This window comes from Chamaesiphon sp. VAR_48_metabat_135_sub (assembly GCF_031418915.1).
In the GTDB taxonomy this organism is placed as follows: domain Bacteria; phylum Cyanobacteriota; class Cyanobacteriia; order Cyanobacteriales; family Chamaesiphonaceae; genus Chamaesiphon.
In genome coordinates, this window is record NZ_JANOJV010000283.1 from 1 (window position 1) to 12,610 (window position 12,610).

The window sequence follows — 12,610 nt, forward strand, 5'->3', positions numbered from 1 at the left end:
AGAATTAGACCAGCTTGCTTGATGATTGGCTCTCTAGTACTGGTAGTTGCGCCAGTACCAGAAACAGTGTTGATTTTAAAGCCACCAAAGACATCTTGGGTGAGATTAACATTGGTTTTTTGACCTTCTTGAACTACTAAAGTAGGATCGGTTAAAATTTTGCCGTTACCACTGATGATTTGAGCTTGGAGAGTAGATAGAAACTTGGTGGGAATTTGATAGTTAGCAGGTGCGCCATATGTCACTGTAGCTGGAGATCCAGGAGTTACAGATCCAAACGTGAGTTGTCCGCCACGTCCTACAAGTTGACCTGTTGCTGGGCTGACAACATAACCAGTGAGTTGTCCGCCTCGTTGAATTAATTGTCCTGTTTCTGGGCTGATTACAGCGTCCGTTCCAGTGTTAAATGTTGCTGGCGTGTTATTGAAAGTTGGAGGTAATACGATGGCATTAGGAGGAACGTAGGCAGTCACGCCTGGTTGATAGGGGTTGGCGGCAGTTCCCACATTTGGACGGGCAGTATTACCCAAGCCAGCACTGTTTCCACTAGTTTGGCTGTTTAAATTTCCGTTAGGGTTGTAATCGAGGAACGGCGAACCGCCACCAGGTAAAGTGAGTGCAGTAACAGGGGGAGTTGTGGGACTGTTGAGTGTCTGAGCGTTGGTAGCTGGATTAGCACCACCATAGTTGTACACGGCAGCACCTTTATCGACAGAGAGGAAACCATCTCCTGATTTAAAGGAGAGGCTATTGCTCATACTGTTGGCATTGGAGAGATTGACATCAACGATTTTGACGTTTAAGGCAACTTGACGGCGGCGCGCATCCAGCCTGGTGAGCATCGCCGTAGCCATTGCTACTTTTCGGGATGTACCAATCAGAGTGATCGAATTCAATCGTTCATCTGCACTAACGGATAAACCTTTGAGAACTGCTGGAGAGGTAGCTTTGTCAAAGTCGATCACGATTGGGTCGATTTTCATAGTCCGAACGCTACCAGTCGCGAGTGATTGAGCACCCACTCCAGTTGCTGATACTCCAGTTAAATCTCTACTAGGAGTACCAACTTCAACTTTTTCAGTGACACTACTGATCCGCACTTCTGCACCCTGAGTAGCTAAAAATCCGGCAGCAGCATCTGCGGTGATTTGGTTCATCCGCATGGTGCGGACGTTTGTGTCGCGGACGGCATCCGGTAATCGAGTACCAACGAAAATGGTATTACCAACCCGATTTGCTTCTAAGCTACTAAGCTGGAGTACATAGTTGAACGCATTTTGGACTGGTTCGTTACGTAAGTCAATCGAAATATTTGGCTCGGGTTTGGGCTTACCATCTTTATCAACACTATCAGAATAAGCTAGATTGAGATTTGCCGATCGAGCTAGTGACTGTAAAACTTCCCGCGCGGGAGAGTTTTTCAAGACCATATTAATTCGCGCAGTGGAATTTAGATTGATTTGGGGGATGTCAGCATCAATACTGGAGATGCTGATATCACCGACTGGGGGTGCAACCGCACGCGGCATGGTGGGAGTGAGCAGTCCAACACCAGGAGTGGGCGTGATACCGTCGATGGTGATTTTGGGATTGGGGACGAGTGGCTGTTGAGTTGGTGCGGGTGGCGGTGGTGGTGTTTGAGCGAGTAAATCGCTCTTGGTTTCTGGTGTGCCTAGTTGAGCAGGCTGTGTTGCTGCATTGACATTAGATACAGATAGTGCTGCAACTGCGCTACCGATCGCGATACTAGTAATAATCTGTTTACGGTTACTCATTTTTAGATCTCCTACTCCAGGAAAATATTGGGGGTTTGGTTAGTCAGCAGTTATTTAGATGAAAGGTTGTAAGTTTGCCATCATCTTGAGATACCTCGATAACTGTTAACTATTTACTGCCGAATCGATTACTTTTTCGGTGGTGGTGGTGGGGTTGCAGCAACTTGCTCTGCAGCGGTTAGGGGAATCAAAGCTTGGATTTTAAACGAGGTTTTGATACTAGCTTCTGGTTGGGGAATAATTTTCCCTTGAGCGTCTACTACTATCTTCTGAGTTGTCTTGTCCACATCCGCACGAAAATCTTTGATAATGAGTAATTGATCCAATCTTTCGATCGTGCGTAAGATCGACTGGACTTGCTCGAAGTTACCTTTAACTTCGATTTGCACTCCTTTACGTTTGATTTTGTTATTTAACGCCGCACCTAGCGAACCATCGGCGACAACCGCAGCACCACTACTACCACTACCAGGAACAGGAGCATCTGGGTTAAATTTCTGCAGTTCTCCTTGCCGGATATTGACTAATTTGTTTAGATCTAGGAGCAGTGTATCCAACTTTTTATCGCTAGCAAATAATCCAATCACTACTTGCTTTTGAGCATTAGCTCGATCGAGAGTTTTTTCGGCGATCGCAATTTTTTTCGCATTATCCTTTCGTTGATCGATCTGATTTTGAGTTTGGGATAGTTTAGCTGCCAACTCCTGATTTTTAGTTAATTGTGGTTGGATAGAACTTGTAAATAGATATCCAGAAATACCAATTCCAACTACAGCTAAACATAAACCGCTAACTGTCGGACTAAAAGTAATCCCAAAGATTGATGGATATGTTGGTGCAGCAAGAAAAGTTGTATTGTTGACCAGATCGCTTTCAATTAAATCGCTACTATATGTCATGGTTTAATGGCCTGCTGTTGTTGAAGACTTCTGAGTCGAGTTACTAACCCAACAGCACCTTTGCGCTCCAATTCACGGATCAGATCTGCTGCGGGGATGCGTTTGAGTGAGGTTTGAATTTTGTATTCAACTACCTTGGGTAGCTCCAGTCGATTCAATCTTTCTTGCGCTGTTTTTTCTGTGGTAGTGAGCGGTCCTGTCGCTACAGGTACCTTGGTCAAAGCAGTAGCAGGAGCCAAGCCAGCACTGATTAACTGAGTATCATCGGGATTGAAAAATGCCGATTGTTTGAGAGTCAAAATAAAGTTATTGACTTCTTCAAAAGATTTCGCTGTCCCCATAATATCTAGCTTGGTGGTAGGTACATCCGCAGGAAGAGTTGCGGTAGCAGTACTGCCAGGAGTCAAGGCTGGTGCTGGTGCTGGGGTACCAGCAGCCGCAGGGGTCGGATTTGGTGTTGGCTTTGCGTCAGGATTGGGAACAGTGGAGATTTTGTTAATCAAACCGCCACTGGGTGGTTTGGGTGCGGGTGCGGCGGGTGCGACTGCCACGGGAGGTTTAATCTCGCTCTGGGCTACACCTGCAATCTGAACGCCCTGGGGAATACTTTCCCGCAAGTCTTGTAACACAGCAGACCAGGGTTGAATTTGATTGAAGACACTGGCTAAGGACTGGGTTTCATCATTGATTTGGGCGACTTGTCCATTCAACTGTTCCAATCGTCGATCTTGAGCTAGCAAACTACCCAACTTTTGGTCCAATTCTTTCTGCTTGGCCTCAAGTTGAGTTGTTTGCTGACCCAGAAACATCCAACCTGCACCAGTAGCCAGTAAAGAGAGCGCGGCTAATCCGGCACCAACAAATAGCGGAATTTTGCCGTATTTTGGTGGCGCAATGTTGGTATTGTTGATGAACTCGCTCTGTTCGCCCGTCTGGTACTCAGATCGTTCGCGCAGTAAATTGATATCTAGACTATACATATTGTTATACCTCGCGCATTCCTAAGCCTAGAACTACTCCTAGTCCAGGTCGTTGACCGATGGGAATATCCATTTCTGGTTCCAAACCCAATCCACCAATGGGATCGACTTGGGTAGTAGGAATACTCAATCGCTGAGTGAAGAAAAGGTCGAGTTGCCCTAATCCGCCACCTGGTCCGGCGAGTAGTAGTTGTTCAAGTTTGAGTTCTTGGCCATTGTGACTCATATAAAACTCAATGCTGCGGCGGACTTCATCGGCTAGTTCGGCTAAAATCCGAATCGTTGCTGCCATGCCAGGATTGATATTAGTCATATTTGAACTATTATTCAGGCTGCTGACAGGGACATCGGGGATGGTGAGATCTTGCAAAATGTCTGAATTTCTAGTTAACGGAAGATTCATCGCACTACTGAGTGCTTCTTGCAGTTGAAATGTGCCGATCGGAACGGTACGATTGAATTGGGGAATACCGTTGACGACGATCGCAATTTCGGTACAGTCAAACTCAATATCGATCAGCACTACCGCTTCTTGGGGTGCGAATTGGCGCAGTTGTTCTTTAATGGTACGAAGGACAGCAAAGCTACTAATTTCTAAGACCTTGACTGGTAATCCCGCATATTGAAAGGTCTCGATATAACTATCCGTGACTTCCTTGCGAGTGGCAGCTAACATCACTTGCACTTTATCTAGCCCGTCTTCGTCAGTGATCAGATCGAGTTTTTGATAGTCGATATCGACCTCTTCACGCGGATAGGGCAGGTATAGAGCTGCTTCCTGGTTGAGAATGAGATCTCGAACTTCTCGATCGTTCAGTTCGGCTGGGAGTGGAATTAACCTAATCACAGCTTCCCGCATTGGGACGGAAGTGGTGACATGAGTTGCCTTAATTTTGTTGTCTGATAGCGTCGTGCGAATTAAATCGCCTAACTCTTGGGGATTGACAATTCGCCCTTCCTCAAAAATTCCTTCAGGAACTTCTGCGGAGCAGAGATGTTTCAGGGTGAGATCGGCACCTTTTTTTTGGAGTTGGGCAATATTGATCCGTTCGGACCCAAGTTCGATCGCCACTCCATTACCTCGGCGGGGAAATAGATTTTTTAATCGATTAAGCATATAAATTTATTACTCATAGCCTGGAATATGCCACTAGCAAGAAGTAGCGAAGACGGGGATAATTAAAGAAGCAAAGATTGAATAATTCTAAGCCGACTGTTGTAGCACTCCTCGATCGCCATCGATCCGAATGATTTAAATGTTGAATTACTCTCCTACTTAAATTACCCGCAACAACCCATCACAATTAACATTGCAGATAGCTTTTTTTGCAGATTGTAGAAATTTGGGGTCTATTTTTGGTTTTTTAACCAAGCTACAACTGTAAGTTGCTGTTTTGATGACAGGTGATGCGGAGATATTTGTATCGATCGAGACAACCATAGACCGATCGACAAAGGTTATGATGGAAGGGCTTCATGTCTGACATCTCTAAATTCCCCACCAAGGGCGCGGAACCTCTAAAATTAGCTTGTTTAGGATTGACGATCGTCAACAACAGTTTAAGAGTTTAATTCTGGCTTCCCGCTGTCTTGAGCAGATGCTCTACTTGCCTGTACCACCGGAGCGTCCGATCGGGGAAAACCTAAGACCATTGGGCGAATCGCCCGCCAGTGACACACTTTTCGCAACCTGCTCCCTACGCACCCATTTGTATATGTCAGCACCATCAACGCCGCCTTTACCAATCCCGATAGTTCCTCCATCTGTATTGGTCAGTTTAGCTGCGATCCCTTGGTTGGCGACAATCGTCACCGTTCGAGCGGCCAGTGGCTTCCTCGAACAGGTAGGATTAGTTAGCGAGGAGATCTTTCGAGGCGATCGATTGCCAGTTTTACATCTGCCAATCGACGAGACTGCTTCGACAGATCGTGAATCTCGTTCGCAGCGGCTACGCCAAAGCGACTAAAATTAACGCGCACACAACACCCCCACACCCCATACGGTGGTACAGCCAACTCCCTCACACCCCAACTCCCCAACACCACCCCCACGTCCATACCGCGAGCAATTGTTATATGCATCCGCTAGCCCACCTGTCGGAACCAGAATTGATGGTATCTAATCCATCCAATTTACAACTAAACCATCGTCTCAAGGTAATCGAAGACTTGTGGGAACGAGTGCTGCGAGATGCTTGTGGGCAAGATTTGGTCAATCTACTCAACCGATTGCGGGAGATGTGCGCTTCAGATGGTAGTGCCGCAGAACCTCTATCCCAAGAGGTTCACCAACTGATCGAACAACTCGATCTCAAAGATGCGATTCGCGCCGCACGGGCATTCGCGCTCTATTTCCAATTGATTAATATTGTTGAGCAACACTACGAGCAATGCGAACAGAAGCTGGCTCTCAAATTGTCGCTGCAGTATGCGGTACCGATCTCTCCAGGTTTAGATCCTAATCGCGCAGATGAAAGTATCGCTCCCCTGGGAGCGGGGTTACTCGAAAAAAATTGGCAAGCTTCGGTCGAACCACAGAAAGATCGTGGTACATTTACAGCTCTATTTCCCAGCCTCAAAGCAGCGGGAGTGCCCCCTCAGCAGATCCAAAGACTATTCGATGAGTTGGATATCGGTTTGGTATTTACCGCCCACCCAACGGAGATTGTGCGTCATACAATTCGGGATAAACAACGGCGGGTAGCTCAAATTCTGGAGAAACTCGATCGAGCTGAGGAGGATATGACGCGCCTGGGGATTCAGTCTTCGTGGGAAGTAGCCGAATTAGAAGGCGAACTATTAGAAGAAATCCTACTTTGGTGGCGGACGGATGAATTACACCAATTCAAGCCGACAGTTTTGGACGAGGTAGACTATACCCTCCACTATTTTGAGGAAGTCTTATTCGATGCGATTCCCCAACTGTCTTACCGCTTGAGTCTGGCTCTCAAACAGTCTTTTCCCTATCTCAATCCACCCAGCAATCGCTTCTGTCGGTTTGGCTCGTGGGTAGGATCGGATCGCGATGGTAATCCCTCGGTTACGCCCAAAATCACTTGGCAAACCGCTTGTTATCAGCGGGGAATCGTACTCAAGAAATATATTAAGTCTACCAGAGGTTTAACTAATTCACTCAGTCTTTCCCTGCACTGGAGCAATGTTTTACCCGCGTTATTAGAATCCCTCGAACAGGATAAATCCCATTTCCCCGAAATCTACGACGAATTAGCCATCCGCTATCGTCAAGAACCTTATCGACTCAAGCTCACTTACATTATCAAGCGGCTCTCAAATACACTTGACAGATCTCGTCAAGTATCTGACTGGGATAGTCTCGAATTGCCGAAAGCCGAACAAAATCCGCATACCTGCTACCATTCTGGGGCCGATTTTCTCAAGGAGTTAAGTTTGATTCGGCTGAGTTTGCAGCAAACTGGATTAACTTGTCAAGCCTTAGAAACATTAATTTGCCAAGTAGAAATCTACGGATTTAATCTCGCTCAATTAGATATCCGCCAAGAAAGCAGTCGTCATGCCGACACGATCGCCGAAATCGCCGATTATCTCCAGGTATTGCCCCAATCCTATCACGACCTTTCGGAGACCGATCGAGTCCAATGGTTGGTGCAGGAACTCCAAACCCGTCGCCCCCTAATCCCTGGCGAATTACCCTTCTCACCCAAGACAGTCGAGACAGTCGAAACCTTTCGGATGCTACGAAAACTCCACCAGGAATTTGGCCCCGAAATCTGCCAAACTTATGTTATTAGTATGAATCGGGATACTAGTGACATTCTCGAAGTCATGCTTCTTGCCAAAGAATCGGGACTATATGACCCCGCAACGGGAATTACCAGTCTCCAAGTGGTACCCTTATTTGAAACCGTCGAAGATCTCAAAAAAGCACCGCTGGTAATGCAATCTCTATTTGAGTTGCCCTTATATCGATCTGCCCTAACAGGCGGCTATCAGCCAACGCCAGATAACGCTATCCCTGGATTAGTACCCAATCTCCAAGAGGTGATGTTGGGCTATTCCGACAGTAATAAAGATGCTGGCTTCCTCAGTAGTAATTGGGAAATTCATAAAGCCCAAAAATCGCTCCAATCGATCGCCGAGAAATTCGCCGTCAAGCTGCGGATTTTCCACGGTAGAGGCGGAAGCGTCGGTAGAGGTGGCGGGCCATCCCACGAGGCGATTCTAGCCCAGCCTGGGCAGAGTATTAATGGGCGGATCAAGATTACCGAACAGGGCGAAGTTCTCGCGTCTAAATACTCCCTCCCCGAACTCGCGCTCTATAATCTGGAACAGATCGCCAGTGCGGTAATCAAAACCAGCCTGATGTCTGGCGGTATCGATGATATCGAACCCTGGAATGAAGTAATGGAAGATCTCGCCGATCGATCGCGTACCCACTATCGTGCTCTAGTATACGACTGTCCCGATCTAGTAAACTTCTTTCATCAAGTTACCCCGATCGACGAAATCAGTCATCTCCAAATCAGTTCCCGCCCCGCTCGTCGCGGTGGAAAACGCGATTTAGCCAGTCTCCGCGCCATTCCCTGGGTATTTAGTTGGACGCAAAGTCGGTTCCTGCTCCCCTCCTGGTACGGTGTCGGTGCCGCACTCCATGAATTTGTCGCCGAAGCTCCTGAAGAAAACTTTGAACTACTCCAAGGCTTCTACCGCAAATGGCCATTTTTCCGCATGGCGATTTCCAAAGTAGAAATGACGATCTCCAAAGTCGATCTCCAAATTGCTCGCCATTACATGGAGGAACTCTCTCACCCAGATAACCGAGAGCAGTTTGAAATTCTGTTCGATCGCATCACCAAAGAGTATCATCTGATCTGCGATCTAGTTTTGCGAATTTCTGGACACGAAAAATTATTAGATGACAATCCCGAACTCCAACGCTCGATTCAACTCCGCAATGGTAGCATCGTTCCTCTCGGATTCCTTCAAGTCTCCCTACTCAAACGCCTACGTCAACACGGCGGAGCAGGCATGATCTACTCTCGCTACAGCAAAAAAGAACTCCTAGACGGCGCATTATTAACCATTAATGGGATTGCCGCTGGAATGCGAAATACGGGCTAGTTGATATGGCTACACAGCAACATCCCCGACTTCTTCAAGAAGTCGGGGATGTTGCTGTGTAGCGGTGAATTCGATCGAATTGTGTTAAATTTCCTTCACATTTGAGTACGTCAAATAGCTACATAATAGATTTGAGTTGAGTTTTATGATTTACTGGAAATAACTAAGTATATTTATTGAAATTGCTAGTGAATAAGCTATTTGTCATTTAATCCACATTTACCCATACCCAAACATCACAGCCCTTTGTAAAAACTGCATGTGTGATTTAGATGTGTGACAGCTTATTCGATCGCTGTTCAATTCGTCCCATCTCTCATGAAAAAACACCTCCTCTCGCTCTTTGGCACTGCGATATGGTTCCTCCCCACCATCGCCCAATCCCAGACTTATAGCCCTTCAAACCGGAATCCAGTAGCCGATAATAGTCAAATTGGGACGATCGTCAATCCCACCGGAGCGAATAACTTCAACATCGATGGTGGATTGCGGCGGGGACAAAATTTATTCCATAGTTTTACCGATTTCTCCATCCGCGCAGGCGGCGCGGCAAACTTTACTAATCCAGCGGGAAATCAGTCGATAATTACCCGCGTCACGGGAAATTTATTTTCCGATATTAACGGGCTATTAAATACTAATGGGACGAACTTTTTATTAATTAATCCTCATGGGGTGGTATTTGGCCCGAATACTCAATTAAATGTGGGCAAAGCTTTTGCGGCAAGTACGGCAACTGGAGTAGATTTAATCGATGGGCAAGGCAGAAGGTATACTTTTGGGACTAGTGGGAATGGTGATGCGCCGTTATTAAGTATCGATCCGAATGTATTTCTAAATATCTCCCGACTGAACATGAGCGCAAATCTGCCGGGGAGTTCGGGAATTGTCAATTATGGGACTTTGCAGACGACTAATTCAGGGCAATACATCGGGTTAATCGGTGGAAATGTGACGATGAATGCAGGGAAAGTTATCGCTCCGGGAGGCAGGATCGAGTTAGGTGGATTAGTCGCTCCTGGTAGTATTGGCTGGGGTGAGGAAAATAACTTTCCCAAGCTAACTTTTCCCACAGGGGTAACTCGATCGACTGTCACTTTAACAGATGAATCGATTGCCACTGTCGCTGGTAATGGCGGTGGAAGTATTGCCGTCACGGCCCAAAATTTGAACGTATTGAATGGTAGCGGCATTGGAGCCGGAATCTTCCAAGTATCTGCCGATCGTCGAGCTGGAGATATTGAGATCGACGTAACCCAAAATATTGAAGTCGGCGGAAACAAGCCCAGCTTTATTAAGAATGAAGTCTCTAAAAATAGCGTCGGCGATGCTGGCAATATCAGTATTAAAACTCAGACATTAAATATTAATAATCGTAGCCAAATTCAATCATCAACCAAGGGTAATGGCAATGGAGGCAATATATCGATCGCCGCAGATGAGATCGATCAACAATCGAATGGTAACATCAATACAAATGTCTTAGATAAAACTATTGCCACCAACCGCCAAGGCGGAAATATCACGATCGATACGCGTCGATTGAGCCTTCGCGGCGATGCTTTTATCTCCGCAGATACACAAGGATTGGGTCGGGGCGGAAATCTGACCATTAAGGTGGTTAATTTAGAAGCACTCGATGGCGGATCGATCTTGGCAAATACCTTTGGGAAAGGAACTGGCGGAACTCTGAGCATCGTCGCAACTAGTTTAATCCGTCTAGACGATCGATCGGGCATTTCTGCTTCTGCATACAACGCTGGTAATGCTGGAGATCTGTCCATTACCACGAATACCTTGCAAATGACCAAGGGAGGCTATCTCTCCACTGGTACCATTGGCAAAGGCAACGCTGGAAATCTGAGCATCTTCGCAAATAAATCGATCGATCTAGATGGCTCGTCGAAAATTTTTGCGGCAACATTCGTCGATAGCGGTCAAGCCGGAAATCTTAGCATCACCACCGATACCTTACAACTTAAAGATGGCTCGCAAATTTCTGCTTCCATTTACCTGGACGGTAGCGGCAATGCTGGCAATCTCACCGTTAATGCTCATAATTTACAACTTAAAGATGGCTCGCAAATTTTGACGAATGCATCCCGTGGTAGCGGCAATGCCGGCAATCTTACCGTCAATGCTCATACTGTGGAAATCGATGGAGAGCTGCCTAAACCCGATGGCGGAACCACTTCTAGTGGTTTATTTGCCCAAGTTGACAAAGATGGTCGCGGTAATGGTGGAACGCTCAGACTCAATACCCAGAAATTAAGTGTGAGTAATGGTGGTAAAGTTCAAGCCGCAACTTTTGGGAAAGGTAATGCTGGTAATTTATTTGTCAAAGCTGATGAGATCGATGTTTTTAACTCTCCAGGGGTTACACCCAAACAACCGACCAGCATCAATGCGGGAGTAGGCTTCGACCCCCAGGGAAATGTCGATAAACAAGGCAATCCAGTCTATGCACAGGGCAATGCGGGGAATTTATCGATCGATACTCGTCGCCTCAGCATCAGAAATGGAGCCTCAATTAGCTCGGATACCCAAGGCAAAGGTAATGGTGGTCAGTTAGCGATTACAGCAACTGAGTCAGTTACAGTCCTTGGTGCAGGTAGTACCTTAACCGTTGGGGTTGGGAACGGTGCAGTCGGGAATGGGGGCGAGTTGAAATTACAAACACCGCAATTAGTCGTCACAGACAACGGTACGATCTCAACATCTTCAGCCGGAACGGGCACTGCTGGCAGATTAAGGATCGATGCTGACACGATCGATCTAGATCGTGGGGCAATTACTGGGGAAACTCGATCGGGTAAAGGCGGTAATATCGAACTCAATGCTAGCGACAACCTGCTGATTCGAGACAATAGCCGGATCTCAGCTACCGCTGGCACCGCCCAACAAGGCGGCGATGGTGGCAATATCCAGATTATTACCCCGTTCATTATTGCCCTACCAGATAATAACGATATTACTGCCAATGCCTATACCGGAAATGGTGGCAAAGTGACCATCTCAAGCAATGGACTCATAGGCATTGTCTATCGCGAAAAAGGTCGGGCATCACAATCCACCAATGATATTACCGCCAGTTCCAACTTCGGACAGGATGGCAATGTCGAGATAAATACCCCAGGAACAGATCCAGGTAAGGATAAGGGCGAACTCCCTGCGGCTACTAATGATGCGAGTAAGCAAATCTCCCAAGCCTGTGGAGCCAGTCAGCGGGATAACAAATTCTATATTACCGGACGCGGTGGATTGCCGCCAAATGCTAGCGAACCCCTGGAGAGCGACGCGCTGTGGTCAGATGCGCGGGCGGTGCAGGCTAAACCCGCTACGACGGCAAGTCTACCACCAAAATATCCACCACCCGCGATCGGTTGGGTATTTCAACCGGATGGACGAGTGCGACTAATTGCGGCTCAGACAACAGCGGGAGCGACGAAAACCAGGGTGGGTTGTCCGAGTAAGTAAACTAAGTGGCAACTGGACACATCCCCGACTTCTTGAAGAAGTCGGGGATGTTGTTATATAGCGGTAAATTCGATCGAATTTTGTTAAATTTCCTTCACATTTGAGTACGTAAATTGGCTAATAGATTTGAGTTTAGTTTTGTGATTTACTGGAAATAGTTAAGTATATTTATTGAAACTGCTAGTGAATAAGCTATTTGTCATTTAATCCACATTTGTCCATACCCAAACATCACAGCCCTTTTTAAAAACCGCATGTGTGATTTAGATGTGTGACAGCTTATTCGATCGCTGTTCAATTCGTCCCATCTCTCATGAAAAAACACCTCCTCTCGCTCTTTGGCACTGCGATATGGTTCCTCCCCACCATCGCCCAAGCC

9 protein-coding genes are annotated in these 12,610 nt (G+C 46.7%); 3 read left to right on the forward strand and 6 right to left on the reverse strand.

All coding sequences use genetic code 11. The annotated features are described in order from the left end of the window. The 5 genes from RMO55_RS19785 to RMO55_RS19805 all read right to left on the reverse strand — a co-directional run. Window positions 1-1,775 (reverse strand): secretin N-terminal domain-containing protein (locus RMO55_RS19785; protein WP_396134417.1); only part of this gene is annotated, 1,775 nt, incomplete at its 3' end. A 128-nt stretch (window positions 1,776-1,903) separates the two neighbouring features. Then, the gene (locus tag RMO55_RS19790) at window positions 1,904-2,674 is read right to left on the reverse strand and encodes a pilus assembly protein (RefSeq protein WP_310429525.1); all 771 of its coding nucleotides are present in this window, start codon (window positions 2,672-2,674) and stop codon (window positions 1,904-1,906) included. Then, complete coding sequence (locus tag RMO55_RS19795) at window positions 2,671-3,654, reverse strand: PilN domain-containing protein (protein WP_310429527.1); 984 nt, start codon at window positions 3,652-3,654, stop codon at window positions 2,671-2,673. Before RMO55_RS19795 ends, RMO55_RS19790 begins: the two co-directional genes overlap by 4 nt. A gap of 4 nt (window positions 3,655-3,658) precedes the next feature. Then, the gene (gene pilM / locus RMO55_RS19800) at window positions 3,659-4,771 is read right to left on the reverse strand and encodes a type IV pilus assembly protein PilM (RefSeq protein WP_310429529.1); all 1,113 of its coding nucleotides are present in this window, start codon (window positions 4,769-4,771) and stop codon (window positions 3,659-3,661) included. Between the two features lie 256 nt (window positions 4,772-5,027). After that, window positions 5,028-5,207 carry a hypothetical protein gene (locus tag RMO55_RS19805; protein ID WP_310429531.1) on the reverse strand — a complete coding sequence of 60 codons (180 nt, stop codon included), beginning with the start codon at window positions 5,205-5,207 and terminating at the stop codon, window positions 5,028-5,030. Between the two features lie 162 nt (window positions 5,208-5,369). Between RMO55_RS19805 and RMO55_RS19810 the strand changes: the two genes are divergently transcribed. From RMO55_RS19810 to RMO55_RS19820, 3 genes are all read left to right on the forward strand, one after another. Continuing rightward, complete coding sequence (locus RMO55_RS19810; RefSeq protein ID WP_310429533.1) at window positions 5,370-5,621, forward strand: hypothetical protein; 252 nt, start codon at window positions 5,370-5,372, stop codon at window positions 5,619-5,621. 109 nt (window positions 5,622-5,730) lie between these two features. Continuing rightward, complete coding sequence (gene ppc, locus RMO55_RS19815; protein WP_310429539.1) at window positions 5,731-8,754, forward strand: phosphoenolpyruvate carboxylase; 3,024 nt, start codon at window positions 5,731-5,733, stop codon at window positions 8,752-8,754. A gap of 318 nt (window positions 8,755-9,072) precedes the next feature. Then, window positions 9,073-12,231, forward strand: a complete 3,159-nt coding sequence (locus RMO55_RS19820) for a filamentous hemagglutinin N-terminal domain-containing protein (protein ID WP_310429535.1) — start codon at window positions 9,073-9,075, stop codon at window positions 12,229-12,231. A gap of 199 nt (window positions 12,232-12,430) precedes the next feature. Here RMO55_RS19820 and RMO55_RS19825 read toward each other — a convergent pair. Beyond that, window positions 12,431-12,610: hypothetical protein (locus RMO55_RS19825; protein WP_310429537.1), on the reverse strand; the 180-nt coding region annotated here is incomplete at its 5' end.